Source organism: Janthinobacterium fluminis, from assembly GCF_028595325.1.
Lineage (GTDB): Bacteria > Pseudomonadota > Gammaproteobacteria > Burkholderiales > Burkholderiaceae_D > Janthinobacterium > Janthinobacterium fluminis.
Genome location: NZ_JAQQXR010000001.1, coordinates 550,450 through 576,873, shown reverse-complemented (window position 1 = coordinate 576,873; position 26,424 = coordinate 550,450). Strand labels below are relative to the sequence as shown.

The window sequence follows — 26,424 nt, the reverse complement described above, 5'->3', positions numbered from 1 at the left end:
TAGATAAAAGGAGCACCCCATGAATCCAGCAATGTGGATCAGCAAAACCGGCGTCCAGGCCCAGGACGCCAAGCTGCAGGCGATCGCCAACAACCTGGCCAACGTCAACACCGTCGGCTTCAAGCGCGACCGCGTCGTCTTCGAGGACTTGTTCTACCAGGTCGAGCAGCAACCCGGCACCCAGCGCGCCGACAACACCCTGTCGCCGTCCGGCGTGCAACTGGGTAACGGCACGCACATGGTCGGCACGCAGAAGGTGTTCACCACCGGCAGCCTGCAGACGACCAGCCAGCAGCTCGACGTGGCCATCACCGGCAACGGCTTCCTGCAAGTGCGCCGCCCCAACGGCGAAGCCGCCTACACCCGCGCCGGCCAGCTGCAGATGGACGCCAACGGCATCCTGATCAACGCCCACGGCTTGCCGCTGGTGCCGCAGATCACCGTGCCCGTCAACGCCACCGCCATCACCATCGGCGAAAACGGCATGGTGTCGGCCACCGTCCCCGGCAACACCGGCGCGACGGAACTGGGCCAGCTGACGCTGACCCACTTCGTCAACCCCACCGGCCTGGTGGCGCTGGGTGAGAACCTGTTCCAGGAATCGGCCGCCAGCGGCACGCCGACCGAGGGCCGCCCCGGCGAGGGCGCGCTGGGCAAGCTGAAACAGGGCGCGCTGGAAGGCTCCAACGTCCAGGTCGTCGAGGAAATGGTCGACATGATCGCCGCCCAGCGCACCTACGAGATGAACACCAAGGTGCTGTCGGCCGCCGACAATATGCTGCAGTACCTGGCGCAAGCGGCACGCTGATGAAAACCGCACTGTGCGCCCTGCTGGCGCTGTCCCTGGCCGGCTGCGCCGGCATGGCGCCGCCGCCCGTGCGGCCCGGCCCGGACGACGACGCGCCGCCGGTGGCGCGCAGCCTGCCGCGCGGCGGCACCGCCGGCGGCGTCTTCCACGCCGACGCCGGCCTGTCGCTGACCTCGGACAGCCGCGCCTTCCGCGTCGGCGACATCGTCACCGTGACGCTGCAGGAAACCACCCAGGCCAGCAAGAAGGCCGGCACCACCTTCAACAAGGGCTCGACGACGGCTATCGCGCCCATCAGCGTGCTCGGCAAGACCCTGCCCAAGACCGGCATCGACATCAGCGGCGACCGCGGCTTCACGGGCGACTCGACCAGCACCCAGCAGAACGCGCTGAGCGGCGCCATCACCGTCATCGTCCAGGAAGTGCTGCCCAACGGCTTGCTCAAGGTCAGCGGCGAGAAGGTGCTGACGCTCAACCAGGGCGAGGAATTCGTGCGCCTGCGCGGCTACCTGCGCTCGGCCGACATCGACTCGAACAACCAGGTGTCGTCGCTGCGCATCGCCAACGCCCGCATCGCCTATTCGGCCCAGGGCACGCTGGCCGACGCCAACACGCCGGGCTGGCTGACGCGCTTCTTCGTCGGCCCGTGGATGCCGTTTTAAGGCGTCGTTTTTAAGGTGAACATATGAAATTGCGTTACTCCGCCCTCGCCGCGCTGGCCCTGCTGTCCGCCCTGATACAACCGGCCACGGCCGCCCAGGCCCTGCGCAACCTGGTCAGCATCGAAGGGGTGCGCGACAATCCGCTGGTCGGCTACGGCCTCGTGGTCGGTCTGAACGGCAGCGGCGACACCACCCAGGTGAAATTCTCCAGCCAGTCCGTCGTCAACATGCTCAAGCAGTTCGGCGTCAAGCTGCCCGACGGCGCCGAATCGAAAAGCAAGAACGTCGCCACCGTCATGGTCAGCGCCGTCTTCCCGCCCGGCTACCGGCGCGGCCAGGCCATCGACGTCACCGTCTCCTCGCTGGGCGACGCGAAAAGCCTGCGCGGCGGCACCCTGCTGCTGACGCCGCTGCGCGCGGCCGACAATGAAACCTACGCGCTGGCCCAGGGCAACCTGGTGGTCGGCGGCTTGAACGCGGCCGGCAAGAGCGGCTCCAGCGTCACCGTCAACACGCCGACGACGGGGCGCATCCCCAACGGCGCCAACATCGAGCGCGAGATCGGCAGCGACTTCTCGACCAAGCCGACGGTGACGCTGAACCTGCGCCACCCGAATTTCCAGACCGCCACCAACATCGTCGACGTCGTCAACCGCCGCTTCGGCCCCGTCGCCAGCACCAGCGACGCCACCAGCGTCGAGGTGATCGCGCCGGAAAACCCGACCCAGCGCGTGGCCTTCATGGCCAAGCTGGAGGCGCTGGCCATCGACATCGGCGCCGACAGCCCGAAAGTGGTGTTCAATTCGCGCACCGGCACCGTCGTCATCGCCGACGGCCTGCGCGTGCGCGCCGCCGCCGTCACCCACGGCTCGCTGAAGGTGGTCATTTCGGAAAGCTCGAACGTCAGCCAGCCGGCCCCGTTCGGCCGCGGCCAGACCACCGTCACGCCGCAATCCAAGGTCAGCGTCGACCAGGGCTCGGGACAGATGTTCCAGTGGCCGGCCGGCGCCAAGCTGCAATCGATCATCGACGTCGTCAACAGCCTGGGCGCCTCGCCCGACGACATCATGGCGATCCTCCAGGCCCTCGACCAGGCCGGCGCCATCGAAGGCGAACTGGTCGTCATTTAAAGGAATGCCATGAATCCGCTCTCCCGCTCCGCCACCGCCCCCCTCGCCGCCGCCGACGACGCCGCGGTGGCCGGCCCCGATCCCCGCTACGTCGCCAAGGCCACCCAGGCCGCCGTGCAGTTCGAGGGCTTCTTCATCGCCCACATGCTGCACCAGATGCGCGCCGGCACGCGCGAGATGGCCGGCGAGGACAGCGTCTTCAAGGACCCCGTCAACGCCGACATGCTCGACATGGCCGACACCATGGTGGCCGACAAGATGGCCAGCCAGCGCGCCTTCGGCATCGCCGACGCCATCCTGCGCCAGTTGCTGCCGCCGGCGCCGGCCGCGCCGCAGCAGCCGGCCGCCAGCCTGCCCGGCGCGGAAAAATCTGCGGCCGGCGTTTAATGCCCTAGCGCAATCGGTCGCCTGTAGCTAGTGACAGGAAAACGGGCTGCCCTTTGGCGCCTCCGCACAAATCGTTACCAAGAAAGAACATTACACGATGAGCATCATTAACAATGCGCTGAGCGGATCGCTGGCAGCCCAGGCCGGCGTCAACGCGGCCAGCCAAAATATTGCCAACCTGCAGACCAAGGGTTACACCCGCCAGGGCGTGCTGCTGGGCGCCGTGGCCGGCCGCAACGGCGTGATGTCGGCCGGCGACGGCGTCGAGGTGATGGGCCTGATCCGCTTCAGCGACAGCTACAAGAACCAGCAGATGTGGCGCGGCGCCTCCGAGCAAGGCTTGTACACCCAGACCCAGCCCTACCTGACCCAGCTGGAACGCATCATGGGCGACGACCTGTCGAGCATCAGCAACGGCGTCGACAGCTTCTTCAAGGCCCTCAACGCGGCCGGCGTCGATCCGACGTCGACCCCGCTGCGCCAGCAGATCGTCACGGCCGCCGACGCCATGAGCCAACATTTCAACAGCATCAACAGCGTCATGAACAACCAGTTGCTGTCGGTGCATCAGCAGCGCGACGCCATCATCCCGCAGGTGAACACGACCCTGGCCAGCATCGCCGCCCTGAACGGCAAGATCACCAGCGCCGGCGCCACCGGCACCAATGTGTCGACGCTGATCGACGCCCGCGACGAAGCCATCGACAGCCTCGCCTCGCAGATGTCGCTGGAAGTGATCGACCAGCCCGACGGCAGCCGCAACGTGGCCCTGAAGACGGGCCAACCCCTGGTCATCGGCAACATCGCCGGCTCGATGACGTCAGCGCTCGACGTCAGCAACCAGCAAGTGCTGAGCCTGACGTTCACGACCTCCACCTTCATCGTCGACAACGTCAGCGTCGGCGGCCAGCTCGGCGGCCTGGGCGGCTACGAACGCGACGTGCTGCGCCCCATGCAGCAGTCGGTGCAAGGCATCGCCCAGCAACTGGCCATCGACATCAACGCCCAACTGGCCGCCGGCATCACCATGGCCGGCGCCGCCGGCACGCCGCTGTTCGTCTTCAACGCCAGCAGCGCCAGCGTGCTCACCCTGACGCCCGGCTTCACGGCCGACAAGCTGGCGCTGGCCAAAGTCGGCGGCGGCCAGGGCGACAGCACCAATCTGCAGGCGCTGATCAAGATCAAGAACAACCCCGTGACGCTGCCGGGCATGAGCCCGATGCCGATCGGCGACGCCGACACCCAGCTGGTCGGCAAGCTGGCCATCACCAGCCAGAAAAACAAGGCCCTGCTGCAGACGGCGGTGACGGTGCGCAACCAGGCCGTGGCCGACTGGAAGGCGACCAGCGCCGTGAACAAAGACGAGGAAGGTGTCAACCTGCTGGAGTTCCAGAATATGTTCCAGGCAAATATGAAAGTCATTGCGGCGGCGAACCAGATGTTCGACGCCACGCTGGCAATGATGAGCTAAGGAGAGACCCATGCGCGTAGCCACCAGCCAGTTCCAAACCCTCATCAACACCTCGATCCAGACGAATCAGGAGCGCATCAGTTATCTGACCCAGCAAATGGCCTCGGGCATGCGCATCCAGCTGCCGTCGGACGACCCGATCAGCAGCGTGCGCGTGTCGCGCCTGACCCGCGAGCAATCCATCGTCGAGCAATATATCGACAATATCGCCTCCGTCAAGACGCGCCTGATGAAAAACGAGACTTCGCTGTCGAGCATCGTCGGCGACTTCGGCGAGATCCGCGACATGCTCGTGTGGGCGGCAAACGGCACCAACGCGCCGGCCGACCTCAACGCGATGACCACCTCGCTGACCGCCTATCGCGACAGTATTTTCTACACGGCCAACCTGAAGGACCAGGAAGGCCGCTTCATGTTTTCCGGCACGGCCACGAACACGGCGCCGCTGGTCCTGGCCGCCGGCACCTACACCTATGCAGGCAACACGGACACCCAGACGGTGGTGGTGGGCAACGGCGTCAACCAGGCCGCCAACGTCGACGTCAGCGGACTGGAAACGTCCCTCAACAAGCTCACCTTGGCGATCAACGCGCTGACCGCCCCCGGCGTCAACCCGAACGACCCCGCCGTGCGCGCGCTTGTCATTGACGCCATGAATGGCACCGACACCGCCATGGACAATATGTCCTCCAAGATCGCCACCTTCGGCGGCGCGCAAAACATCCTGACGACGCTGCAGAACAACCACGAAAATGTGTCGCTGTCGAACAAGATCGCGCGCAGCGACATCCAGAAAGCCGACATGGCCGAAGGCATGACCGAACTGAACGGCTACCAACTGGCCCTGCAGGCGACCTACAAGGCTTACGCCAAGATCGGCAACATGTCCCTGTTCGACGTCATCTGACCATCATGCAAATCGCCCAACTCAACCTACCCTCGGGAATCGCCTCCAGCGGCGCCGGCAGCGCCCGCGTCGTGGATGAGGCGGCCGTTACGCTCAACGGCAGCGGCAACGGCGCGGCGGCGACAGACGCGGCCGGCGCCGCGCCGGCGCCGCTGCGGCGCGGTCTGAGCAACTGGGACCACCAGTTGCAGGGCGATATCTCGAGCGCCCAGCAAGCCCTCGACTTCCTCGAACAAAGCACCAGCCAGTTGCAGGCGCTGAAAAGCGAGCTGGCCGCCAAGCTGGCCGCGCGCCAGGGCCGCGAAGGCCAGGTCGAGGCGCGCGTGCGCCAGTTCAGCAACACCTGGCGCTCGCGCCAGCGCGCCTCCGGCGGCACGCTCGACGCGCAACTGCAGTTCAACAGCCCGCCGCCGGCCACCCAGCAGTTCCGCGTGCGCGGCCTGAACCTGGCGAATCTGCAAAACGGCGCCCGCGAAGTGCTGGCCTTCTCCGTCGGCGGCGCCAGCCAGTCGCTGCGCTCGGTGAACATCGAACCGGGCCTGTCGGCCGAAGAAATCGTCCAGCGCTTCGACCGCGCGCTGGCACCGTCGAACATCCGCGTCAGCGCCGACGACGCCGGCGAACTGCTCTTCAGCACGGCGGAAGGCGACTGGCCGGGCGTGCGCGACACGCTGTCGGTGCGCGGCGGCGGCATCCGCTTCCCGACCGGGCAGATGAACCGGGTCAGCACCGAAGAGGCGGCGCCGGCGATCGCGCCGGACAACTGGGGCACGGAAGACATCGAGGCGCTGCGCAACACGCTGCAGCAGGTGATGCACGCGCTGGCGCAGATGCAGCAGGCGCGCGACACGGTGCGCCTGGCGCTGGCCGCGGCATCGAGCCGGGTCGCCACGGCGCAGCCGGCCGACGCCGCCGTCAGCATGGACCGGCTGGCGGCGAAATTCTCCGACCAGGCCACCAAGCCCGGCTACGAATCGCTGCTGGCGATCACCTCGGCCCTCGTCGGCATCAGCCGCGAGCGCGTGCTCTCGCTGCTGGGCCTGCGCTAAGGCGGGGGCAGGCGCGCCGCCCGCGCCATCAGCGCCAGTTGCGCGGCCGGCAAGGCCGGCGCGAACACATAACCCTGCGCATAGTCGCAACCGGCGGCGGCCAGCAAATCGCGCTGCGCCGCCGTCTCCACCCCCTCCGCCACGACATCGAGCCCCAGCTTGTGGGCCATCGCGATGATGGCCTCGCACAGCGCCAGGTCGGCCGAACCCGGCTGCAACTGGCGCACGAAGGACGGGTCGATCTTCAGGTAGTCGATGTCGAGTTTCCTCAGGCAGGACAGCGAAAAATAGCCGCTGCCGAAGTCGTCCAGCGCCACCTGCAAGCCCATCTCGCGGAACTGGCGCAGGCGCTCGATGACGGGCCGCCCCTCGTCCTGCAGCACGCCCTCGGTGATTTCGATGACGATCGAGCGCGCCGGCAAGCCCTGCTGCGCCAGATGGTCGATCCAGCCCTGGTAGAACGCGGCGTCGCTGCGGAATTCGACGGGCGACTTGTTGACGCAGATCTGGAAGCCGGGGCTCAGCTCGGCCTGCCAAGACTTCAATTGCAGCACGGCCTGGCGGAACACCCAGTCGCCGATCTCGACGATCAGGCCGGCCGAGATGGCGAACGGGAGGAATTCGCCGGGGCTGAGCAAGCCGCGCTCCGGATGGCGCCAGCGCAGCAGCGCCTCGGCCCGCTCGACGGTGCCGTTGCGCAGGCTGACGATGGGCTGGTAATGGATCTCGAACTGCTGGCCGGCCAGCGCCTCGCGCAAGTCCAGCACGGTGCGCAGCCGCAATTGCGCGGCCGCCTGCAAATCAGCCGTGAAATAGCTGTAGCGGTTGCGCCCGGCGCTCTTGGCCGCGTACATGGCCTGGTCGGCGTGGCGCATCAACTCCTCGATGTCGGGCGCGTCGGACGGATACAGGGCGATGCCGATGCTGGCCGACACCAGCGCCTGCTCGCCGTCGAGCTCGAACGGCCGGGCCAGCCGTCCCACCATCTCCTGCGCCACCCGCTCGACGCTGGTCAACTGGTCGAAGCCGGCCAGGATCACCGTGAACTCGTCGCCGCCCAGGCGCGCCACCGTGTCGCTGCCGCGCACGCACTCGACGATGCGGCGCGAGGCGCCGGCCAGCAACAGGTCGCCGCGGTCGTGGCCGAGGCGGTCGTTGACTTCCTTGAAGTGGTCGAGGTCGATGAACAGCAGCGCCACGAAACGGCCATGCCGGCCCGCCTTCTTCATCTCGTTCTTCAGGCGGTCGAGGAACATGTGGCGGTTCGGCAACGCCGTCAACTCGTCGAAATTGGCCTGCTGCCAGATGCGCGCCGACGACTCCTTGCGCTCGGTGATGTCGGTCACCAGCGCCAGCGCGCCCAGGTAGGCGCTCTCGCCGTCGAAGATGGGATTGGTCGCCAGCGTCGCCCACAGCTCGCTGCCGTCGCGGCGGATGAACTTGAACTCGTGGCGCTCGGCGATGCCCTGCTGGCGCCGCGCGATATTGCGCTCCAGCATGGCGCGGCCCTCGTCGTCCATGAAGGCCACCAGCGGCTTGTCGAGCATGTCCTCGATGCGGTAGCCCAGCATCTGCGCCATCTTCGGATTGACGAAACTGGTGCGCGCCGCCGCGTCGATTTCCCAAATGCCCTCCTCGGCGCTATGGACGATGCGGCGGAAGCGCTCCTCGCTGCGCTCCAGCGCCGCCAGCTTGCCTTCGGCCAGCTCCAGCACGACGCGGAAAGCCTGGCCGCTGCCATCTGCGCTGGCCAGCAAGGTTGCCGGGAAACCCTGGTCGTGGCGCCCGCGCGTCATCTGCAACTGGATGCGCTCGGGGTGGCTGCTGTTGAGCGCCAAGTGCACAAAACTGTCGAAGTCGCGCAGGAAGGGCGCGCTGATGAAGGAGCGGAAATGGTGCAGGCCCGGATGGTCGCGGGGAATGCCCAGCAGGTCGGCGCCCACCAGGTTCACCTGCAAAATCGTGGTATCGAAGGCCAGCACGAAATAGCCGACGGGCGCCAGCAGATAAATGTCGTTGAAATACGCCTGTTCGCGTTCGAAGCGCAGGCGCTCCGGGCTGAGCGGCACCTCGTCGAAGGAGGCCTCGGGCGCAAGCTCCGGCGTGCCCCCCATCGCGGCGATCACGGCATGATGTGCCTGGATCCCGGGCCGCGCATGCTGATCTTTGTCCATATCGTTCCTTCGGGCTCAAACCGCGGGGATCGTGGCGCGCCGCATGGGCGCGCGGGGGCAATCATGACACTGTAAGACTAGCATGCAAGCCTGCGGCTGTCGAGCGTGGCGCCACGGCTGGGGACAGACCACGATTTTCAAGGAATTATTCCTTGAAAATCGTGGTCTGTCCCCAGCTTTCGAATCATAGAGGACGGTGCCGCGCCGCGCCAGAGGCGCCGCCCTGACCCAGCGCAAGGCGGGCGCGTTGCGCCGCCGCGTCAGCGGGCCAGGCCGGGCGCGCGGCGCTTGACGCCGAAATGGTGGCCGACCACCAGCGTCGTGCTCGCCACCAGGCTGCTGAGGCCGGCGATCAACTGGATCAGCTTATCGTCCGGCAATATCCACAAGGAGGTGCCCGGCGCCGGACACTGGGTGGCGGCGCAAATCAGCGGCGCCACCCAGTCGGCGTCGGCCGTCACGTCGAGAATGACGGCGCCGTCGGCGCTGGTCTGCATGAAAATCTCGCCGCCCTCGGCCAGCGTGAAGCAGACGCCGTAACCGCTCTCCGTCGGCCGTATGTGCTCCTGCAAGCTGCGGTTGTGCTCCTCGATCCACAGCTCGACGTCATACACCGTTTCCAGGTGCTGCCACGGGCAGGGGCGGAAACGCGGCCGCTGCGGGGTATCGCTATCGTTGTCTGTTGCGCCTTGCATGATGGTCCCGAATCCAGATTGCCGCCGGCCGCGCGGCCAGCCAAAGCGACATTATCCCCTGTTCGGCGGCAACACGGCAAAAATCCCTGCAACGCCGGCGTGGCGCCGCGGTCCAAGGGACAGGTGCGCAGGGAGGCAGCATGCAAGGCAAGGAAATACGCTACCGGCCGGGCCATGGCGGCTACGTGTCGGAATTCACCCGCTTCATCGACGGCTTTCTCGCCGCCCATCCGGAAGTCGGGGCAAGCCAGCGGCACGGCTGGTACATCTACTGGGACCACAACGTCGACCTGGCCGAAGAGGAGCTGGCGCGCCGGGACAGCGTGCCGCCGAAGCCCTACTCCTACGACTAGGCGGGTCTGGGCCGGGTCAACCCTTCCAAGTGCGCTTCAAGCCCGTGTCGGCGTGAATCCAGCCGCCGCGCGGGCCGGCGCGGTAGTAAAAGCCGACGCCGCCCTGCTGGAAACTCTTCACCAGGGAGCCGAGCACCTCCGAGTTCAAGTTGGCGATGCGGATGTCGGCCGCGCGCCCCTGGATATGCAGCGACTGGCGGGCCGCCGGCACGCCCGCCTCGATCAGGCGCTTGTTCGAGTTCGGCGTGCGGTAGCCGGACAAAATTTCCAGCGGATGGTCGATGCCGTAGCGGGCCACGAAAGCCTGCGTGCCCCACAAGGTTTCCAGCAGTTTCGGATCGATGGGCGCCGTCTCCTTACCGTTCACGTCGCGCAGCAGATGGCACAATTCCTGGTAGGCCGAGTCGATCACCTCGCCGTCTTTCCAGTACAGCAATTTGGCGCGCTCGCCGCTGGCCGGCCGCGTCAACTCCAGCACCCGCGGCCGCAGCCAGAATTCCAGATCCAGCACCTGGGCGTCGAAAATATCGGGCGGCGGCGCCAGCTCGGTGGACGCCGCCTGCGCGGCGGGAGCGGCCGGGCGGGCCGCGCCGGCGGATGGTTTCGCGGCGACCGCCGGCTTGGTGTGCTTGCTTGCGAGCGGGCCGGGCGCGATGGTGCGCGCGGCGCAACCTATCATCGGACTGGTGATAACGCCGAGGGCGGCCAGGCCGAATCCCTGTTGAAGAAAATTTCTACGCGATGCCATAAGTTACCCATTGAATCAATGCGCTCACTATAGCGTATTGTCGGGGGGAATAAAAACCCCCGCGCGACAATCGCGCCGGCGTCAAGCCGCGGCGCGCGCCTCCAGAGGGCGCGCCAGCAAAACGCCGCCCGGCGTATCGAGCAAATACCCTTGCGCAACGATAGGCAGGCCGCTGGCCTCGCCGATGCGCCGCAAACTGTCGAGCGCCCTGCCCGTCTCCAGCCGCTTGAACACGACGCGCACTCCCGCCGCATGGCACACCCCCAGCAAATCGGCGGCGGCGGACTCGTCGCCGATCTCGCGGGCATCGAGCTTGATCGTGTCGGGGCGCACCCGTTCCAGCAGCGCGACGGCCGCGCGCGGGCTCGCCACGTTGACGGCCAGGCGGAAACCATTGCGGCGGTAATTATCGGCCACATAATTCAACAACCAACCCTGGTTCGGCGTCACCGCCGGCAATTGCAGCACGATGCGCGCTATCGGCAGGCCGAGCGCGTCGAGGATGCGCTGGAAGGCGTGGCCGTGGTTGCTGCTGACGGCGCTCAGCAAACGGTCGTGCACGCTCAAGTACAGGTCGGCCTGCGCCGCCCCGTCCTGGCGGAAAAAATTGATGGCGTGCAGCATCCGGCACAAACGGTCGAGCTCGACCGACTCATCGTCGCTGGCCGCGTGGTCGAGCAGCTTCCACAGCGACAGGCCAGAGTCGGCCGCCGACACGCTGCGCGCCAGCCCCTCGAAGCCGAGCACCGCGCCGCTATCGAGCTGGCGCAACGGCTGGAAAGCGCTCGTCATCGTGCAATTGAAAAAACGCCCCTGGGCCTTGCCCTCGGCGTCCAGCCACACGCTGGTGGCGGCCTGGCGCGTATCGGACAAGCGGGCCAGATAATTATTCAGCACTGGGAAAGCCATCGCACTCCTCCACAAAGCGGCTGGTGGCGTCGCCACCGCCAAAGCAAGCAGAATAGGCTTACGGCCGGCAAAGCTAAACGAATCGTTTCGCCGTTTGATATGCGCCCCGCGCATAAGAGAGCCTCATTCCCGGCCATTGGAAAGGCAGCTCGACGACACGAACGGCCTGCGGCATCAGTACATGTTCAAGGAAAAGTCTTCTGATTTAGGTGGGGTTGCAAACGTTCATTTCATAGCAGTCCAAGCGATCAATGAGATTGCAATTATGCAACTAACAGTGCCGCAGAAAAACTATTAAATTATCAATAAATAAATACCTCAAAAAATTGCAGGCCACACCTAGATGTGTTAGTATTTTATACATTTTGATTGACGATCAACATTCAGGAACTCAGCGATGCTTATTAGAGTCGGTAAACATATTTTGATCTAACATGGCCTCATGGCTTTTGAAAACATTATTGGATTGGGTTTAGTATGCAAGAACTTACCATGAACGAGATCGAAGCAGTTAGCGGTTGCTTCTCCATACGTTGGAATTATGACACCGCCGCTAGCGGTGCGATTGGCGGAGCGATTGGTGGTGCTATGGCAGGTTCTATCGGTGGCCCTATTGGCGCTTATGCTGGCTTCTTAGGAGGCTTGGTGGGCGGTGCTATCGCTGGCGGCCTTGTCATTACTTCTTAAAATAAGTTACGCCTTCACAATATCAAAGTCGTGTAATATTCATTTTAATGGAACCATATTTCATGAATAAAAAATATTTCATGGCGTTGTTTGCGACAGTAATTTTCTCGGTTTTGCTTCCATTCCTGTCTAACCATTTTTGGGGCAAGAGCCTTGACTTTACCCAAATAGCCTTTTCGGCTGCAATATTTTTTGCCTTTATGCTAGCAACGTTCAGCCTTATTTCTAAAAACATGAAATAACCTCTTGTAGGCAATAGTCCAAGGCAATTGCCTTGGACTATTGGGCACCTCGAATTACTGCCGATTCAGAACGCAAGGCGTAAAAAGTGACAATATAGCAAGCAGCGACGCGGCCATTTAGTGCCGCTTATTGGGCATTCTTCCATCCGAGACGAGCATTTTCGGCAGTCCAGACGGATCTCAGGTGTCAATCCCCTTCGATTCCCGCCTCATTCAAGAAGCACAGGCACCGCAAATTGTAAGCGCTGGCCTTCAAATTCAAATGCAATGACCTGAAACGCCTCGTCTTTCTGAAGGTGGACAACCTTGCATCGTCTTATCGGTATCTCGGCAGATAGCGGCTACCGATTGCAAGCGCGTTCGCAGCGTTGGGGCGCCGCGAATCAGGCTCATATCACAGCCCTTCGCACGGGGAAAATACGAAATATCATGCCGGCCGGCCTTTCGCCAACTCACACCGGCAAAAGACCATTACTCAAAGGTGAGCATAAGACACCGCGCCAGCACCCGCATATCCATATGCCAAAACATTCCTTCACGAGGAGAGTGACGGCCATTACTGTGTCCAGAAGCAACACGAGCCCGCGTCCCTGGCGCCGCGGGCAAGCATTCACACAGACTTGGACAGGAACGGCCATGTGCCAGCTACTTGCAATGAACAGCAGCAAACCGGCCGCGCTGGCATTCTCCTTTGAAGGCTTCGCCGAACGGGGCGGGCGCACCGGCGAGCACAAAGACGGCTGGGGCATCGCCTTCCACGCCAGCGACGGCTGCCGCCTCTACACCGACCACCTGGCCTCGGTCGACTCGCCGCTGGCGGCGACGATACGGCAACACCCCGTCAAAGCGAAAAACATCGTCGCCCACATCCGCAAAGCCACCCAGGGCCGCATCGCCCCGGAAAACACCCACCCTTTCACCCGCGAACTATGGGGCAAAACCTGGTCCTTCGCCCACAACGGCGACCTGAAAAACTGGCGCGCGCCGGCCGGCGGCAACTATGCGGCGCGCGGCGACACCGACAGCGAACAAGCCTTCTGCCACCTGCTGGCCGGCCTGCGCCAACGCTTCCCCGACGGCCAGCCGGACCGCGCCGCCCTGTTTGCCGCCATCGACACGCTGGGCGCGCACATCGCCGCCCACGGCAGCTTCAATTTCATCCTCTCCGACGGCGACACCCTATTCGCCCGCTGCAGCACCTCGCTGCACTACGTCGTGCGCGCCTACCCCTTCACGGAGGCGAAACTCATCGACTGCGAACTGAGCATCGACTTCCGCCGCCACAACCACCTCGACGACCGCATCGCCGTCATCGCCACCGAACCGCTGACGTCGAACGAACAATGGCGAGCGTTCGCGCCGGGCGAATTGAAAATGTTCAGCGGAGGGGAGGAAGTGGCGCCGGGCGCGGAAAAGGCATGGCGCTGGCAGATATGCTGATGCGCGGCCGGCAGCGGCCACACGGAGGAAACATCAGGCGCTATTGCAATTACAAAAACGTTTACGCTTCGGATCGGTGGAAGCCGCATCCGCATCCAACTGCTTCCAGCAAAACACCGTCTCCACGCCATACGGCGACTTGACGTTACCCGACGCAATATAACCCTGGGCCGCATAAAAGCCCTGGGCCGTGGCCGTACTATGCAACTGCAGCGCCTTCATGCCCCACTCCCTGGCCTGCGCCTCGATACGGGCGAGCAAGGCGCGGCCGACACCGTGGCGCCGCGCCTCCGGCAACAAATAGCACAGGGCCAACTTGCCGGCCCGCGTCAACAAAGCGACACCGACCACCTCGCCGGCCTCGACGGCCACCAGCGAAAAATTCGTGGCCGAGGCAAACCAGCTCGCCACCATCTGCGGCGTTTTATTGCCCAGCCAGGCGTCGAGGATAGCCGGATCATCCTTATGATCCAGGGAACAGCATTCGGTAATCGACCGGCGCAAGACATTACACGCCTCAAACGCGTCGGTCGACGTTGCAATACGAATTTCAAGACTCATGTGCGCTCACAAAATAATGCCAATAGCGAATTCAGGCAGAGATAGCCGCCCGGTGCGCCGTTTCGACTATACACCAAGCGGCAAAAAACGTTCTTTCATGCGGACACGACACCATACAGCCTAAGCGCGGCGCGCCGTTTTGCCCACGAATCATTCCAAAAAACCATATCTGTTTTAGTAGCGAACAACGCTATGCCACTGGTGTTGCCGAGACAGGGGTGAAAACCGTAGCGAGCGGCTCAATATCCGGCCGAGAAGCGCAGCTGTACGCATGTACAGCGAGCATCGCCGGCCGGATAGTGGGCCGCGCAGTAGGTTTGCACCCCTGTATCTAAGCATATTACGAAAAATTCGTATCTTTTCCGGGCCAGATTTTAGACTATGTATATCTGTTTTCACAATATGAGTTGACCATGCCCAACAAAAGTACGCCATTCAAGCTCGCCAGCCAGCCGCGTCGCTGGTTCCTCGCCGCCGCAGTCGCCGCCGTGGCGCTGCCCATAAGCGCGCCCGCAACGGCCGCCGACACGACGCTGCTGAACGTCTCCTACGACGTGATGCGCGAACTTTTCAAGGACATCAACCCGGCCTTCATCGCCGAGTGGAAAAAGAACACAGGCGAAACGCTGACGATCAACCAGTCGCACGGCGGCTCCAGCAAACAGGCGCGCTCCGTCGCCGACGGACTCGAAGCGTCCGTCGTGACCATGAACCAGGCCAACGACGTCGACCTGCTGGCCGACCGCGGCCTCGTCGCGGCCGACTGGGCCAAGCGCTTCCCGCACAACGCCGCGCCGTTCTACTCGACGATGGTATACCTGGTCCGCAAAGGCAACCCGAAGCAAATCAAAAACTGGGACGATCTGGCCAAGCCCGACGTCAAAGTGGTCGTGCCCAATCCCAAAACCTCGGGCAACGGCCGCTACACCTACCTGGCGGCATGGGGCTATGTGGTCAAGAAAGGCGGCAGCGAGGCCCAGGCGCGCGAGCTGGTCGGCAAACTGTTCAAGAACGTCCCCGTGCTCGACACGGGCGGGCGCGCGGCCACGACCACCTTCACGCAGCGCCAGATCGGCGACGTGCTGGTGACGTTTGAAAACGAGGTGCAACTGGTGCGCACCGAGTTCGGCGACAACTTCGAAGTGGTCTACCCACCCTCCTCGATCCTGGCCGAATCGCCGGTGGCCGTCGTCGACAAGGTCGTCGACCGGCGCGGCATCCGCAAGCAGGCCACCGCCTATCTGCAATACCTGTACTCCGAGCCGGGCCAGGAAATCATCGCCAAGCACTTCCTGCGGCCGCGCTCCACCGCCGTGGCGAAGAAATACGCGGCCACCTTCAAGCCGATCACCCTGTTCACGGTCGACGAGGTCTTTGGCGGCTGGAAGCAGGCGCAGAAGAAACACTTCGACGACGGCGGCGAGTTCGACAAGATTTACCAGAGCAAGTAAGCAGACATGCGCAAAAGCCGGGGCCTCCCCGGCTTTTTTTTGCGCATATTCATATGCGAATCGATTCGTTTCCAAAGCGCGCAGATGGGATTAATCTGAACTCAAGCGTCACCACGCGCTCAGCCCCCCACTCACAAGGATAGGAAACACGATGGCCATATCAGAAATCAATGTACGGAATCAGTTCAGGGGCAAGATCAAGGAAATCATCCTTGGCTCGGTGGTGTCGGAAGTGGATGTCGAAACCCAACACGGCATCGTCACCTCGGTCATCACCACGCGCTCGATCCAGGACCTGGACCTGAAAGTCGGTAGCGAAGTGATCGCCCTGGTCAAATCGACGGAGGTGTCCATCGCCAAGATCCAGTGACCCCACCCGCCCCACCCCAACAAACAGCCCTGCCTCGCGCAGGGCTTTTTTTCGACCAGGCAAAGGAAAATAACTACTTTCGGTAAAAATTCTCGGAAAATCGTGGTCTGTCCCCGCGATTAATGGTAAGGTTTATTCTTGGCAAGTATATTGCCATAGAACTACAAAATCCCTGCGCGGCGCCCTGCGCCCCAACCCTTACGGCCGATACCACACCATGTTCAAAAAAATCATCGCAGTTTTGCTGGCTTCGCTGTCCAGCGCCGCCCTCGCCGTCCCGCTCGGCTCCCAATCCGTGCTGGTGGTCGAAGACGGCACCGGCAAGGTCTTGCTCGAAAAAAATGCCAACGTCGTCGTGCCCATCGCCTCGCTGACCAAGCTGATGACGGCAATGGTCGTGCTCGATTCCAAGCCGGACATGAACGCCCCGATCAGCATCGACAAGATCGACGTCGACATGCTCAAGCACAGCACCTCGCGCCTGCCGGTCGGCGCCACGATCAGCCGCCACGACATCCTGCAACTGGCGCTGATGTCGTCCGAGAACCGCGCGGCCGCGTCGCTGGCCCGCACCTACCCGGGCGGCCCGAACGCCTTCGCCGCCGCCGTCAACGCCAAGATCAAGGCGCTGGGCATGAGCCATACCGTCATCGAAGAACCGACCGGCCTGTCGCCGAACAACCGCTCGACCGCCGGCGACATGATCAAGATGGCCACGGCCGCGTCCGCCTATCCGGAAATCCGCCGCATCACCACGGACTCGAAGGACATCGTCAACATCAACGGCCGCCAGGTGGAGTACCACAACTCGAACCGCCTGGTCGGCGCCAAGGGCTGGGAAATCGGCCTGTCGAAGACCGGCTACACCGAGGAAGCGGGCCGCTGCCTGATCATGCGCATCAAATCGGCCGGCAAGAACGCCACGCTGGTGCTGTTGAACGCCCGCGCCAACTCGGCCCGCGTGATGGATGCGCTCAATATCCGCCGCTTCATTGCCGGCGACGAGGCGGCGCCGAAGGTGATGAAGGCGTCGAACCGCCACAAGCACCGCGCCGCCAAGCACACGCCGCGCCGCCACCGCCGCGTGGCGAACTAAGCCGCGCCTCTTCAGCAGGAGCCGTTGCGGCCGCTGGCGCCGGCATTAAGAGGACTGTTGCACGATTTCGTGGGCGATCGCGCCCAACGGCACGCTGCGCTCGACGCCGCCGCGCTTGAGGGCCTCCTTCGGCATGCCGAACACGACGCAGCTGGCCTCGTCCTGGGCCACGGTTTTGGCGCCGACCTTGCGCATTTCCAGCAGACCGGCGGCGCCGTCGTCGCCCATGCCGGTCATGATGACGCCCAGCGCGTTGACGCCGGCGCATTTAGCCACCGAGCGGAACAGCACGTCGACGGACGGCCGGTGCCGGTTCACCAGCGGCCCGTCGATGACTTCGACGAGGTATTGGGCGCCGCTGCGCTTGAGCAGCATGTGCTTGCCGCCGGGCGCGATCAGCGCCTGCCCTGGTAGCACGCGGCAGTTGTTGTGCGCCTCCAGCACGCTGATCTTGCAGATGCCGTTGAGCCGCTCGGCGAAGGCGGCCGTGAATTTTTCCGGCATGTGCTGGACGATCACCATGCCCGGCGCCGTGCGCGGCAGCGCCGTCAGCACCACTTCCAGCGCCTGCGTGCCGCCCGTCGAGGTGCCGATCGCCACGACCCGCTCGGTGGTGCGCAGCATCGCCCCGCCCGACAGCGGCGCCAGCACGGCATCGGCGCTCAATTTTGCGGCCGGCATCGGCAGCGCCTGGCCGCGCCCGGCCAGCGCCTTCATGTTGGCGCGCGCGGCCGCCAGCACGGCGCTGACCAGGTCTTCCGATGCCTCGCTCAAAAAGCTCTTGACGCCCATTTTCGGCTTTTGGATGATCGCCACGGCGCCGGCGGCCAGCGCCTCGATGGTGGTGCGCGCGCCCGCCTCCGTCAGCGTCGAGCAGATGATCACCGGCGTCGGCCGCTGCGCCATGATCTTGCGCAGGAAGGTGATGCCGTCCATTTTCGGCATTTCGATGTCGAGCACCAGCACGTCCGGCCACTGCTGGCGCATACGTTCGATGGCCAGCAGCGGGTTCGCCAGCGCGCCGACGACCTCAATGCGCGGGTCGGCGTTGAGCACGGCGGTGATGACCTGGCGCACCACGGCCGCGTCGTCGACGACCAGGACCTTGATGCGGTTCACGCCCGCACTCCCGGCCAGGGAGGCACGCCGTGCGCGGCGGGGATCTGGCGCGACCAGACGTCGCCGCTGGCCAGCTCGAAGACGATTTGCCGGTGGCCGTCGCCGAACAGGCATTGCGAGCGCACGGGAATGGCCAGGTCGGCCAGCAGGCGCCGCGCCGTCTCGCCGTTCTGCCGGCCGACGCCGCCGCCGTCGCAGCGGCGCCGCGCGAACATATTGCCGCCGCCGAAAATCTTCGCCTCGCAGGCGCCGCCGCGCACGCCCAGGCGCGCCAGCTCGTCGAGCATCAACGCCAGCGCCTCCTCGCCGTAGCGGCCGTCCAGGTCGCCGTCGTCGGCGCCGCCCGGCGCCCGCGCCGGCAGCAGGAAGTGCGACATCGCGCCGATGCGCAGCTGCGGCTGCCACAGCGTGATCGACACGCAGGAACCGAGCAGCGTGCTGACGCGGAAGCCGGCGTCGCCGACGAAGTAGTCGCCCGGCTGCAGGAACACGTCGATGATGTTGTCGGGGCCGGCCATCTGCTCAGCGCCTGCGGTAGACGGACGGCGCCAGCGGCAGCACGGCGTCGCTGACTTCGTTCAGGGTTTCCGAGTGGCCGATGCACAGGCAGCCGTCCGGTTTCAAGGTGGCGCTGATGCGCTCGACCACGGCGCGCTTGGTGTCGCCGCTGAAGTAGATCATGACATTGCGCAGGAAGACCATGTCAAAGCGGCCCAGCTCGGGCAGGGCCGCGTTCAGGTTGATCTGCTCGAAGCGCACGCGCTTGCGCAGCGCGCGCTCGACCAGCAGCGTGCCGTGCTGGTGCTCGACGCCCTTCAGGCAGAAGCGCTCCAGATAGGCGCGCGGCACATGGCGCGCCCGCTCCATCGGGTAATGGCCGTAGCGCGCCTTTTGCAGCACCCGCGTGCTGATGTCGGAGCCCAGCACCTCCCAAGGCGCGCCGTGGTGCAGGCAGTCGGCCAGCACCATCGCGATGCTGTAGCACTCCTCGCCGCTGGAACAGGCGGCGCTCCAGACGCGGAAGGGCTGGCCGCGCCCGCGCGCGGCCAGCGCGCGTTCGCGCAGCAGTGTGAAATGCTTGGGTTCGCGGAAAAAATACGTCTCGTTGGTGGTCAGCAGGTCGATCGCCGTCTGCACCTCGGGGCCGGCGGCGCCGCTTTGCAGCAGGCGGAAGTAGTCGCCGTAGTTATCCACGCCGCAACTGTCCAGGCGCCTGGCCAGGCGCCCGCCGACCAGCGCCTTCTTCGCCGCCGACAGCGTGATGCCAGCGGCGTCGAAGATGAAGCGCTGGAACTGGACGAATTCCGCGTCGCTGATGGTCGCCCGCAGCATGCCGTCCGCCCGGTCCGGCTCAGGCCGCCACGGCCGCTTCGGCGAGCGGCTCGGTGTCGCAGCCGGCGAACACCTGGCCGATGTCGAGCAGGATGACGAACTTGCCGTTGATCTTGCCCATGCCGGCGATGAACTCGTTGCGGATGCGCGCGCCAAAGGCCGGCGGCGGCTCGATGTCGGCGCCGGCGATGTCCAGCACCGCGTTGACGGCGTCGACGACGACGCCGATCACCTGGCGCTCGCCGCCGTCCTCGATCTCGACGATGATGTTGCAGGTGCGCTTGGTCACCGGCGTCGACGGCCGCCCGAAGCGCACCGACAGGTCCATCACCGTGACGACGGAGCCGCGCAGGTTGATGACGCCGCGTATGCACTCCGACATCATCGGCACGTCGGTCAGGTTGCCGTACTCGATGATCTCCTTCACGCACAGTATGCCGATGGCGAACATCTCGCCGCCCAGCGTGAAGGTCAGGTACTGGGTCGGCGCCGCGGCGCCGCCATCCTGCGGCGCCGCGGGCGGACACCCCGGCTCGACGGTCTGGCTCATGGGCGCCCCTCAGAATTTGGTGAAGTCGGCTTCGTCAGGGGCGCCGTTGGCCACCGCCAGATTGGCGCTGGAGAAGCGCGCCACGCTGGCGCGGGCCGGCGCCCGCTTCGCCCCGGCCATCTTGCGCACCGGCTGGCTGCGCGCGGCCGCGTCCTTGGCCAGGCGGAAGAAGGCCATCGTCTGCTGCAGCTGCTCGGCCTGGCCGCTCAGTTCCTCGGCCGTCGCCGCCAGCTCCTCCGAGCTGGAGGCGTTCTGCTGGGTCGTCGTGCTCAGCTGGCCGATGGCCGAATTGATCTGGCCGACGCCGGTCGACTGCTCCTCGGACGCGGCGGTGATCTCCTGCACCAGGTCGGAGGTCTTCTTAATGTTCGGCACCATCTCGTCGAGCAGCTTGCCGGCCCGCTCGGCCAGTTGCACGCTGCTGCCGGCCACCGAGCTGATTTCCTGGGCCGCCACCTGGCTGCGCTCGGCCAGCTTGCGCACCTCGGCGGCGACCACGGCGAAGCCCTTGCCATGCTCGCCGGCGCGGGCCGCCTCGATGGCCGCGTTCAGCGCCAGCAGATTGGTCTGGTAGGCGATGTCGTCGATGATGCCGATCTTTTGCGCGATCTGGTTCATCGCCCCGACCGTCGCCTTGACCGCCTCGCCGCCCTCGACGGCGCCCTCGGCCGACTTCGACGCCATGCCGTCGGTGACCTTGGCGTTTTCCGTGTTTTGCGCGATCGACGCCGTCATCTGCTCGATCGAGGCGCTGGTCTGCTCGACGCCGGCGGCCTGCTCGCTGGCCGACTGCGACAGCGACTGGGCCGTCGCGCTGACCTGCTCGGAGGCGCTGGCGACCGCCTCGGCGGCGCTGTTGGCCTCGGTGACGATGCGCACCAGCGCCTCGTTCATATTCTTCATCGCCAGCAGCAACTGGCCCGTTTCATCCTTGCCGCCGACCTCGATCTGGCTGGTCAGGTCGCCGCCGGCCACGGTCTGCGCCAGCGCCACCGCCGCCGTGATCGGCACGGTGATCGAGCGCGTCACCAGATAGGCGAACAGCAGCCCGGCCACGGCCGCGCCTATGCCCAGGCCGATCAACTGCGTGCGCGCCTCGTGGTAACTGGCGGTGGCGTGCTGGGCCGCCTGCTCATTGAGCTTGCCCTCCAGCTCGATCAGGGCGCCCAGTTCGTGCAACCACTTCTGCTGGTTCGGCCGCACCTCCTTGATCAGCACGCGGGTCGCCTCGTCGGCCTTGTTGGCCTGGCCCAGCGCCATCGCCTTGGCGATCAGGGGCTGCGTGGCGGCATCGAGTTCCTTCAGGCGCGGCAGGAAGGCTTTCTCCTCGGCCGTGGTGTCGGCCTGGGCGCCGAACATCTTGCTCAGCTTTTCCTCCTCGTCGGCGTATTTGGCGGCCTGCTTCTTGACGCGCTCGACTTCGACCTCGATGTCCGCCGCCTCGTTGAGCAGGGCGACATTGCGCACCGCGACCATGCGGTCCATCACGCTCATGCGCATCGCCAGCACATGGCCCATTTCGACGTTGTTGACATTGACGATGTCGTCGAGGTTGGCCTGCATCTGCCCCATGCGGCTCAAGGCCAGCCCGATACTGCCCGCCAACAGCAGCAGCATCAGGCCGAATCCCGCCGCCAGCCGCACGCCGATTTTCAAGTTACCGAATTTCATGTCCATCTCCTCAATGTGCGCCCAGTGCGCCGTTGCCACGAAGCGCGTCGCTCGCCGCCCCACCCATGTACCGCATGTCCGCCTCGGCCGCCGGCTCCGCCGCCGCGCCCGCCTGCCCCGCCCGGGCGCCGTCCTGGTGGCTGGCGCGTATCAGCGCCGGCACGTCGAGGATCAGCGCCACCTCGCCGCTGCCGAGGATGCTCGATCCGCTGATGCAGTCGAGCCGCTGGAAGATCTTCCCCAGCGGCTTGATGACCGTTTGCGATTCGCCCAGCAGGGTGTCGACGACGATGCCGGCGCGCTGGCCCGCGTACTTGACGACGACGATGCTCTGGCGCGCGCTGGCGGCGCCGCCGACGTCGAACAACTGGCGCAGGCGGATGAAGGGCAGGATCGCGCCGCGCAGGTCGGCGTAGTCGTGGCCGGCGACGGCGCTGAATTCGACGCACTCCTCGACCATGTCGAGCGGCACGACGAAGACCGACTTGCCGACGCCGACCTGGAAACCGTTGATGATGGCCAGCGTCAGCGGCAGGCGCACCGTGACGGTGGTGCCGGCGCCCTCGACGCTGGCGACGCCGACGCTGCCGCGCAGCGCCGTGATGTTGCGCTTGACGACATCCATGCCGACGCCGCGCCCCGACAGATTGGTGACCTGCTCGGCGGTGGAAAAGCCCGGCTCGAAAATCAGGCCGTAAATCTCGTCGTCGCCGAGGCTGCGGCCAGCCTCCACCAGGCCCCGCTCGATGGCCTTGGCGAGAATGCGCTCGCGCTTCAGGCCGCCGCCGTCGTCGCGCACCTCCATGACGATGGTGCCGGAGTCGTGGTAGGCGTGCAGGCCGATCGTGCCCTGGGCCGGCTTGCCGCGCGCCAGGCGCACGTCGACGGCCTCGATGCCGTGGTCCATGGCGTTGCGCACCAGATGGGTCAGCGGATCGCCGATTTTTTCCACCACCGTCTTGTCGAGCTCCGTGTCCTCGCCGCTGATGACCAGGCCGATGTCCTTGCCCAGCTCGCGCGCGACATCGTGCACGACGCGCTGGAAGCGGCCGAAGGTGGCGCCTATCTTCACCATGCGCAGCTGCAGTGCGCTGTTGCGCACCTCCTCGACCAGCGCCGACAGCGTCGAACTGCACTCCTGGAACTCCGGGTGGCGGGCGCGCCGCGCGATCAGGTTGGCGCTGGCCGTCGTGATGATCAGCTCGCCGACCAGATTGATCAGGTGGTCCAGCTTGGCGGCGTCGACGCGGATCGAGCTGCCTTCCAGCGTTTTCGCCTCGCGCACCTGGTTCTGGCGCGCCAGCGCCGCCTCGACGACGGGCGGCGCGACGATGCCCTGCTCGACCAGCATCGCGCCGATCGGCTGCGGCGCGGCCGCCGCGGCCTGCTCGCGCAGCACCGCCGCCAGCTCGGCCTCGGTCAGCGTGCCGGCGCGCAGCAGTACCTCGCCCAGCATCTGGTGCCGCTCCGGCTCCTCGCTGAGCAGCCGCACGTATTCCTCGATCTTGCTGCGCGGCGGCACGATGCGGATGCGGCAGTCGTCGCGGACGAAGTCGAACACGCCGTCGATCTGCGCCCGCGACGCCGCGCCGCGGAAGGCGATTTCAAAACCCAGGTGGCAGACCTCGGGGTCCAGTTCGGCCAGCGGCGGCAGCTCCCGCTCCAGCGTCAGCAGCGTGACGATGCGGCCGAACGTGCCGAGGTAGCGCAGGAAGGACATCGGGTCCATGCCGTTGCGCAGCACCTCGGCGCCGAAGCGCAGCGAGATATGCCAGTTGTCGGCGCCCTCTTCCGGCTGCGGCGGCTGCGGCTGCGGCGGCGCGGCAGCGGGCGGCGCCGCCGGCTGCTCGTCCAGATAGCTTTGCAGGCGCGCCACCAGCGGCGCCCCCAGCGCGCTCAGGGCCGGGTCGTCGGCCACGCCCCGGCTCTGCACGCCGGCCAGCAGCGCGCCGATGTGGTCGCGGCAGGCCAGCAGCAGCGCCACCAGCGCGCCGTCCAGCGCCAGCCGGCCCAGGCGCACCGAGTCCAGCACGCTTTCGGCGACATGGGTGAAGGCCACCACATGGTCGATGCCGAACAGGCCGGCCGAACCCTTGATCGTGTGGGCGGCGCGGAAGATGGCGTTGACGGCCTCGCCGTCGTCGCCGCCGGCGTCGATCGACAGCAGCGCCGCCTCCATCTCCTCCAGCAGCTCGCCGCCCTCGGCCAGGAAGGTTTGCAACGCGTCGTCAAGCGTCATCGCGCCCTCCTCCGTCCGGCCCGCCGGCCACGCCGAAGCGCGCGCCCAGTTCCAGCAGCGCCAGCGCCTCCAGCACGGCCGGGCTGTGGCCGTGCCAGGACAGCGCAACGCCGTCGGCGCCGGCCTGGCGCTGCGCCGCCAGCATCAGCTGGACGCCGCTGCAGTCGAGTTCGGCCACGGCCGACAAGTCCACCGCCACCGGCCCGCCCGCCGCCAGCGCGTCGAGCAGCGCCTGGCGGATCTCGGCGGCCTGGTAAATCGTCATTTCCGGCGCCATCGCCAACACCCGCGCGGCGTCCGTCGCAATCTCGCTCATCGTCCACTCCGGTTCAGGGCAAAATCAGTTTTTGCACGGCGTTCAGCAGCACTTCCGGCTTGAACGGCTTGACCACCCAGGCTTTCGCGCCGGCCGCCTGGCCCTCGCGCTTTTTGTCCTCGGCCGACTCCGTGGTCAACATGATGATCGGCGTGAAGCGGTAATTCGGCAGCGCCTTGACGCCCTTGACGAAGCTGATGCCGTCCATGTTCGGCATGTTGACGTCGCTGACGATCAGGTGGATCTTCTGGCCCTGCATCTTCGCCAGCGCGTCGAGGCCGTCGCGGCCCTCGATGACGTCGTAGCCGGCGCCGCGCAGGGTAATGCCGACCACCTGCCGCACCGAGGCGGAATCGTCGACGATCAAAATTGTTTTAGCCATCTGTGCCTCGCCTGGTGGAACTGCCGGATAGTGGAATGGGCGCCGCGCGCCGCCTCAAAAAAAGGTCACCTCGTCCTGCGCCGCCGCGGCCGCCGCCGGCGCGCCCGGCTTGCCGTGGCTGGCGCGCTCGTCCTCCATCGTGTAGTGGCGCCCCAGGTCGGCCAGCCAGGCGTGCGCGTCGGGCAGCCGCTCCGGCCCGGCCAGGCTCTGGCGCATGCGCTCGATGTCGGCCGCCACCACCTCCAGTATCTGGCGGATGCGGTCCTGGAACTGCAGCGCCACCAGCAGGCCGGCGACGTCCTGGCGGATCACGCCGCCGCGCGCGCGCATCGCCTCGGACGACTCGGCCAGCTCGCCGACGTGGCCCAGCACGTCCTCCATCACCTGGCTGGACGCGCCGATGGCGTCGCGGTCGGCGACGTCGGCCCGCGCCGCCGCCGACAGCGTCGCCGCCATCGTCCCGGACACCTGGTCCATGCGCACGTTGATGCGCTTGCCGATGTCGGCCGACGACAGCGACAGCCGGCGCACCTCGGCGGCGATGACGGCGAAGCCGCGCCCGGCGTCGCCGGCCCGCGCCGCCTCGATCGAGGCGTTGATCGCCAGCAGATTGGTCTGCGCGGCGATCTGCCCGACCTCGTCGGCCATGCGCTTCAACTCCGCCACCGAGGCCGCCAGCGAGCGCACCTGGTCGAGCAGGCCGGCCTTGCTGTTGATGACGCCTTCCAGGCAGGCGATCACCGGCCCCAGCTCGCGCTGGCACAGCGTCAGCAGGCTCATGGTGGTTTGCGTGTCGGCGCCGGCGCCGACGCTGTTGAAACCGGCCGCGTCGAATTGCGTCAGCAGCGAGGAAAACCCCGACAGCAACTGGCCGATGGCCGTCTCCGACTGTTCGCGCACGGAATCGACGTGGCGCTGCCACACCGGCAGCACCTGGTCCAGCAGCGCATCGGCGCCGGCGCCCGGCGGCGCCGCCGCCACGGCGGCCGCCGCGCCGGGCGCTTCGGCATCGGTGCGGTCCGCGCCCGCCGCCATCACCGCCGCCACCACGGCGACGCCGGCCAGCGCCAGCCATTGCAGCGGGCCGGCGTGCTGCCACAGCGGCAGCGCCGCGCAGGCGGCCGCGGCGGCGGCCGGCAGCCAGCGCCGCGCGCGCCCGCCCGCCAGCAGGGCGGCAATGGCGGCGGCGCGCGTCATGGCTGGTGCTCCTGCGACGCCAGCGCGCGCGCCAGCAGATCGGCCAGCGCCTCCCTGGAGACGGGTTTTTGCAGCACGCCCAGCACATTCAAGTGGTGGAAGCGGCCCATCAGCGCGGCCGAGTTCAAGACCCGGCTGGTCATGCCGGACAACAGCACGACGCCGCCCCGGTAACCCCTGGCGCCGATTTCCTCCATGACCTGGAAGCCATCCTTGCCCGGCATATGGATGTCGCAGATGATCAGATCGGGCCGCGCCCGGCCCGGCTCGAACGCGGCCAGCGCGCGCTGGCCGTCGCTGGCCTGGACGATGCGGCTGACGCCTATCTTGCGCAGCATCGTCACCAGCAGTTCGAGCATGAAACTGTCGTCGTCGACCAGCAGGACATGCAAGGCCGACAGGGCCGATGGCGTGGAAGTGAGCGAGGTCATATGCGGGCCGCCTGTCAGAGTGGAGAAAACAATGGGGAAAACGGGGC

29 protein-coding genes are annotated in these 26,424 nt (G+C 65.9%); 13 read left to right on the top strand and 16 right to left on the bottom strand.

Annotation, left to right across the window (positions count from 1 at the left end):
- Positions 1 to 19: 19 nt before the first annotated feature.
- From flgG to OIK44_RS02595, 7 genes are all read left to right on the top strand, one after another.
- Entirely contained in the window at positions 20 to 808 is a 789-nt protein-coding gene (flgG, locus tag OIK44_RS02625) for a flagellar basal-body rod protein FlgG (protein WP_273669112.1), read from the top strand.
- Positions 808 to 1,470, top strand: coding sequence for a flagellar basal body L-ring protein FlgH (gene flgH / locus OIK44_RS02620; RefSeq protein WP_273669111.1), 663 nt, complete (start codon positions 808 to 810; stop codon positions 1,468 to 1,470). Before flgG ends, flgH begins: the two co-directional genes overlap by 1 nt.
- Positions 1,471 to 1,493: 23 nt before the next feature.
- A complete protein-coding gene (locus tag OIK44_RS02615; protein ID WP_273669110.1) occupies positions 1,494 to 2,600 on the top strand; it encodes a flagellar basal body P-ring protein FlgI in 1,107 nt (368 codons plus the stop codon).
- 9 nt (positions 2,601 to 2,609) lie between these two features.
- Positions 2,610 to 2,987 carry a rod-binding protein gene (locus OIK44_RS02610; RefSeq protein ID WP_273669109.1) on the top strand — a complete coding sequence of 126 codons (378 nt, stop codon included), beginning with the start codon at positions 2,610 to 2,612 and terminating at the stop codon, positions 2,985 to 2,987.
- Positions 2,988 to 3,084: 97 nt separating this feature from the next.
- Complete coding sequence (flgK, locus tag OIK44_RS02605) at positions 3,085 to 4,458, top strand: flagellar hook-associated protein FlgK (RefSeq protein ID WP_273669108.1); 1,374 nt, start codon at positions 3,085 to 3,087, stop codon at positions 4,456 to 4,458.
- A gap of 10 nt (positions 4,459 to 4,468) precedes the next feature.
- Positions 4,469 to 5,365, top strand: coding sequence for a flagellar hook-associated protein FlgL (flgL, locus tag OIK44_RS02600; RefSeq protein WP_273669107.1), 897 nt, complete (start codon positions 4,469 to 4,471; stop codon positions 5,363 to 5,365).
- A 5-nt stretch (positions 5,366 to 5,370) separates the two neighbouring features.
- The gene (locus OIK44_RS02595) at positions 5,371 to 6,414 is read left to right on the top strand and encodes a hypothetical protein (RefSeq protein WP_273669106.1); all 1,044 of its coding nucleotides are present in this window, start codon (positions 5,371 to 5,373) and stop codon (positions 6,412 to 6,414) included.
- Here the strand turns inward: OIK44_RS02595 and OIK44_RS02590 are convergent.
- Both OIK44_RS02590 and OIK44_RS02585 read right to left on the bottom strand, forming a co-directional pair.
- Positions 6,411 to 8,588 (bottom strand): putative bifunctional diguanylate cyclase/phosphodiesterase, encoded by a 2,178-nt coding sequence (locus OIK44_RS02590; RefSeq protein WP_273669105.1) that lies wholly within the window; start codon positions 8,586 to 8,588, stop codon positions 6,411 to 6,413. The two genes, OIK44_RS02595 and OIK44_RS02590, sit on opposite strands and share 4 nt — an antisense overlap.
- Positions 8,589 to 8,848: 260 nt before the next feature.
- On the bottom strand, positions 8,849 to 9,283 hold the full coding sequence (locus tag OIK44_RS02585) for a hypothetical protein (RefSeq protein ID WP_273669104.1): 435 nt from the start codon (positions 9,281 to 9,283) through the stop codon (positions 8,849 to 8,851).
- A gap of 140 nt (positions 9,284 to 9,423) precedes the next feature.
- On the opposite strand from OIK44_RS02585, the gene OIK44_RS02580 reads away from it, so the two are divergent.
- A complete protein-coding gene (locus OIK44_RS02580) occupies positions 9,424 to 9,636 on the top strand; it encodes a DUF3460 family protein (protein ID WP_273669103.1) in 213 nt (70 codons plus the stop codon).
- Between the two features lie 16 nt (positions 9,637 to 9,652).
- On the opposite strand, the gene OIK44_RS02575 is transcribed toward OIK44_RS02580, so the two are convergent.
- Positions 9,653 to 10,384 (bottom strand): YcbK family protein, encoded by a 732-nt coding sequence (locus OIK44_RS02575; RefSeq protein WP_273669102.1) that lies wholly within the window; start codon positions 10,382 to 10,384, stop codon positions 9,653 to 9,655.
- 81 nt (positions 10,385 to 10,465) lie between these two features.
- The gene (locus OIK44_RS02570; protein WP_273669101.1) at positions 10,466 to 11,293 is read right to left on the bottom strand and encodes an EAL domain-containing protein; all 828 of its coding nucleotides are present in this window, start codon (positions 11,291 to 11,293) and stop codon (positions 10,466 to 10,468) included.
- Positions 11,294 to 11,785: 492 nt separating this feature from the next.
- Between OIK44_RS02570 and OIK44_RS02565 the strand changes: the two genes are divergently transcribed.
- Positions 11,786 to 11,980 carry a hypothetical protein gene (locus OIK44_RS02565; RefSeq protein WP_273669100.1) on the top strand — a complete coding sequence of 65 codons (195 nt, stop codon included), beginning with the start codon at positions 11,786 to 11,788 and terminating at the stop codon, positions 11,978 to 11,980.
- Between the two features lie 22 nt (positions 11,981 to 12,002).
- Here the strand turns inward: OIK44_RS02565 and OIK44_RS02560 are convergent, their stop codons facing one another.
- Positions 12,003 to 12,215: a hypothetical protein gene (locus OIK44_RS02560; RefSeq protein WP_273669099.1), complete on the bottom strand. Its 213-nt coding sequence runs from the start codon at positions 12,213 to 12,215 to the stop codon at positions 12,003 to 12,005.
- A 436-nt stretch (positions 12,216 to 12,651) separates the two neighbouring features.
- Here OIK44_RS02560 and OIK44_RS02555 point away from each other — a divergent pair, with 436 nt between their 5' ends.
- Entirely contained in the window at positions 12,652 to 13,662 is a 1,011-nt protein-coding gene (locus OIK44_RS02555; protein ID WP_337587190.1) for a class II glutamine amidotransferase, read from the top strand.
- A 33-nt stretch (positions 13,663 to 13,695) separates the two neighbouring features.
- Here OIK44_RS02555 and OIK44_RS02550 read toward each other — a convergent pair whose 3' ends face one another.
- The gene (locus OIK44_RS02550) at positions 13,696 to 14,223 is read right to left on the bottom strand and encodes a GNAT family N-acetyltransferase (protein ID WP_273669097.1); all 528 of its coding nucleotides are present in this window, start codon (positions 14,221 to 14,223) and stop codon (positions 13,696 to 13,698) included.
- A 413-nt stretch (positions 14,224 to 14,636) separates the two neighbouring features.
- Between OIK44_RS02550 and OIK44_RS02545 the strand changes: the two genes are divergently transcribed.
- The 3 genes from OIK44_RS02545 (at position 14,637) to OIK44_RS02535 (ending at position 17,140) form a co-directional block, all read left to right on the top strand.
- On the top strand, positions 14,637 to 15,674 hold the full coding sequence (locus OIK44_RS02545) for a sulfate ABC transporter substrate-binding protein (protein ID WP_273669096.1): 1,038 nt from the start codon (positions 14,637 to 14,639) through the stop codon (positions 15,672 to 15,674).
- A 151-nt stretch (positions 15,675 to 15,825) separates the two neighbouring features.
- Positions 15,826 to 16,044 carry a TOBE domain-containing protein gene (locus OIK44_RS02540; RefSeq protein WP_273669095.1) on the top strand — a complete coding sequence of 73 codons (219 nt, stop codon included), beginning with the start codon at positions 15,826 to 15,828 and terminating at the stop codon, positions 16,042 to 16,044.
- A 217-nt stretch (positions 16,045 to 16,261) separates the two neighbouring features.
- The gene (locus tag OIK44_RS02535) at positions 16,262 to 17,140 is read left to right on the top strand and encodes a serine hydrolase (protein WP_273669094.1); all 879 of its coding nucleotides are present in this window, start codon (positions 16,262 to 16,264) and stop codon (positions 17,138 to 17,140) included.
- Between the two features lie 45 nt (positions 17,141 to 17,185).
- On the opposite strand, the gene OIK44_RS02530 is transcribed toward OIK44_RS02535, so the two are convergent.
- From OIK44_RS02530 to OIK44_RS02485, 10 genes are read right to left on the bottom strand one after another with little or no spacing between them, the layout of a single operon-like run.
- Complete coding sequence (locus OIK44_RS02530; RefSeq protein WP_273669093.1) at positions 17,186 to 18,259, bottom strand: protein-glutamate methylesterase/protein-glutamine glutaminase; 1,074 nt, start codon at positions 18,257 to 18,259, stop codon at positions 17,186 to 17,188.
- Positions 18,256 to 18,777 (bottom strand): chemotaxis protein CheD, encoded by a 522-nt coding sequence (locus OIK44_RS02525; protein WP_273669092.1) that lies wholly within the window; start codon positions 18,775 to 18,777, stop codon positions 18,256 to 18,258. The genes OIK44_RS02530 and OIK44_RS02525 overlap by 4 nt, the downstream gene beginning before the upstream one ends.
- 4 nt (positions 18,778 to 18,781) lie before the next feature.
- A complete protein-coding gene (locus OIK44_RS02520; protein WP_273669091.1) occupies positions 18,782 to 19,591 on the bottom strand; it encodes a CheR family methyltransferase in 810 nt (269 codons plus the stop codon).
- A gap of 19 nt (positions 19,592 to 19,610) precedes the next feature.
- Positions 19,611 to 20,141, bottom strand: coding sequence for a chemotaxis protein CheW (locus OIK44_RS02515; RefSeq protein ID WP_273669090.1), 531 nt, complete (start codon positions 20,139 to 20,141; stop codon positions 19,611 to 19,613).
- Between the two features lie 9 nt (positions 20,142 to 20,150).
- A complete protein-coding gene (locus OIK44_RS02510; RefSeq protein ID WP_273669089.1) occupies positions 20,151 to 21,812 on the bottom strand; it encodes a methyl-accepting chemotaxis protein in 1,662 nt (553 codons plus the stop codon).
- Positions 21,813 to 21,822: 10 nt separating this feature from the next.
- Positions 21,823 to 24,051 (bottom strand): chemotaxis protein CheA, encoded by a 2,229-nt coding sequence (locus OIK44_RS02505; protein ID WP_273669087.1) that lies wholly within the window; start codon positions 24,049 to 24,051, stop codon positions 21,823 to 21,825.
- Entirely contained in the window at positions 24,041 to 24,367 is a 327-nt protein-coding gene (locus OIK44_RS02500; protein ID WP_273669086.1) for an STAS domain-containing protein, read from the bottom strand. Before OIK44_RS02500 ends, OIK44_RS02505 begins: the two co-directional genes overlap by 11 nt.
- A gap of 13 nt (positions 24,368 to 24,380) precedes the next feature.
- Entirely contained in the window at positions 24,381 to 24,749 is a 369-nt protein-coding gene (locus tag OIK44_RS02495; RefSeq protein WP_273669085.1) for a response regulator, read from the bottom strand.
- A gap of 54 nt (positions 24,750 to 24,803) precedes the next feature.
- Entirely contained in the window at positions 24,804 to 25,946 is a 1,143-nt protein-coding gene (locus OIK44_RS02490) for a methyl-accepting chemotaxis protein (RefSeq protein ID WP_273669084.1), read from the bottom strand.
- On the bottom strand, positions 25,943 to 26,377 hold the full coding sequence (locus OIK44_RS02485) for a response regulator (RefSeq protein WP_273669083.1): 435 nt from the start codon (positions 26,375 to 26,377) through the stop codon (positions 25,943 to 25,945). The genes OIK44_RS02490 and OIK44_RS02485 overlap by 4 nt, the downstream gene beginning before the upstream one ends.
- Positions 26,378 to 26,424: the final 47 nt, after the last annotated feature.

Bases quoted from the DNA above. Each gene is read 5' to 3' on its own strand.
- flgG (WP_273669112.1), top strand. From the start codon at position 20: ATGAATCCAGCAATGTGGATCAGCAAAACCGGCGTCCAGGCCCAGGAC.
- flgH (WP_273669111.1), top strand. From the start codon at position 808: ATGAAAACCGCACTGTGCGCCCTGCTGGCGCTGTCCCTGGCCGGCTGC.
- OIK44_RS02615 (WP_273669110.1), top strand. From the start codon at position 1,494: ATGAAATTGCGTTACTCCGCCCTCGCCGCGCTGGCCCTGCTGTCCGCC.
- OIK44_RS02610 (WP_273669109.1), top strand. From the start codon at position 2,610: ATGAATCCGCTCTCCCGCTCCGCCACCGCCCCCCTCGCCGCCGCCGAC.
- flgK (WP_273669108.1), top strand. From the start codon at position 3,085: ATGAGCATCATTAACAATGCGCTGAGCGGATCGCTGGCAGCCCAGGCC.
- flgL (WP_273669107.1), top strand. From the start codon at position 4,469: ATGCGCGTAGCCACCAGCCAGTTCCAAACCCTCATCAACACCTCGATC.
- OIK44_RS02595 (WP_273669106.1), top strand. From the start codon at position 5,371: ATGCAAATCGCCCAACTCAACCTACCCTCGGGAATCGCCTCCAGCGGC.
- OIK44_RS02590 (WP_273669105.1), bottom strand. From the start codon at position 8,588: ATGGACAAAGATCAGCATGCGCGGCCCGGGATCCAGGCACATCATGCC.
- OIK44_RS02585 (WP_273669104.1), bottom strand. From the start codon at position 9,283: ATGCAAGGCGCAACAGACAACGATAGCGATACCCCGCAGCGGCCGCGT.
- OIK44_RS02580 (WP_273669103.1), top strand. From the start codon at position 9,424: ATGCAAGGCAAGGAAATACGCTACCGGCCGGGCCATGGCGGCTACGTG.
- OIK44_RS02575 (WP_273669102.1), bottom strand. From the start codon at position 10,384: ATGGCATCGCGTAGAAATTTTCTTCAACAGGGATTCGGCCTGGCCGCC.
- OIK44_RS02570 (WP_273669101.1), bottom strand. From the start codon at position 11,293: ATGGCTTTCCCAGTGCTGAATAATTATCTGGCCCGCTTGTCCGATACG.
- OIK44_RS02565 (WP_273669100.1), top strand. From the start codon at position 11,786: ATGAACGAGATCGAAGCAGTTAGCGGTTGCTTCTCCATACGTTGGAAT.
- OIK44_RS02560 (WP_273669099.1), bottom strand. From the start codon at position 12,215: ATGTTTTTAGAAATAAGGCTGAACGTTGCTAGCATAAAGGCAAAAAAT.
- OIK44_RS02555 (WP_337587190.1), top strand. From the start codon at position 12,652: ATGCCGGCCGGCCTTTCGCCAACTCACACCGGCAAAAGACCATTACTC.
- OIK44_RS02550 (WP_273669097.1), bottom strand. From the start codon at position 14,223: ATGAGTCTTGAAATTCGTATTGCAACGTCGACCGACGCGTTTGAGGCG.
- OIK44_RS02545 (WP_273669096.1), top strand. From the start codon at position 14,637: ATGCCCAACAAAAGTACGCCATTCAAGCTCGCCAGCCAGCCGCGTCGC.
- OIK44_RS02540 (WP_273669095.1), top strand. From the start codon at position 15,826: ATGGCCATATCAGAAATCAATGTACGGAATCAGTTCAGGGGCAAGATC.
- OIK44_RS02535 (WP_273669094.1), top strand. From the start codon at position 16,262: ATGTTCAAAAAAATCATCGCAGTTTTGCTGGCTTCGCTGTCCAGCGCC.
- OIK44_RS02525 (WP_273669092.1), bottom strand. From the start codon at position 18,777: ATGGCCGGCCCCGACAACATCATCGACGTGTTCCTGCAGCCGGGCGAC.
- OIK44_RS02520 (WP_273669091.1), bottom strand. From the start codon at position 19,591: ATGCTGCGGGCGACCATCAGCGACGCGGAATTCGTCCAGTTCCAGCGC.
- OIK44_RS02515 (WP_273669090.1), bottom strand. From the start codon at position 20,141: ATGAGCCAGACCGTCGAGCCGGGGTGTCCGCCCGCGGCGCCGCAGGAT.
- OIK44_RS02510 (WP_273669089.1), bottom strand. From the start codon at position 21,812: ATGAAATTCGGTAACTTGAAAATCGGCGTGCGGCTGGCGGCGGGATTC.
- OIK44_RS02505 (WP_273669087.1), bottom strand. From the start codon at position 24,051: ATGACGCTTGACGACGCGTTGCAAACCTTCCTGGCCGAGGGCGGCGAG.
- OIK44_RS02500 (WP_273669086.1), bottom strand. From the start codon at position 24,367: ATGAGCGAGATTGCGACGGACGCCGCGCGGGTGTTGGCGATGGCGCCG.
- OIK44_RS02495 (WP_273669085.1), bottom strand. From the start codon at position 24,749: ATGGCTAAAACAATTTTGATCGTCGACGATTCCGCCTCGGTGCGGCAG.
- OIK44_RS02490 (WP_273669084.1), bottom strand. From the start codon at position 25,946: ATGACGCGCGCCGCCGCCATTGCCGCCCTGCTGGCGGGCGGGCGCGCG.
- OIK44_RS02485 (WP_273669083.1), bottom strand. From the start codon at position 26,377: ATGACCTCGCTCACTTCCACGCCATCGGCCCTGTCGGCCTTGCATGTC.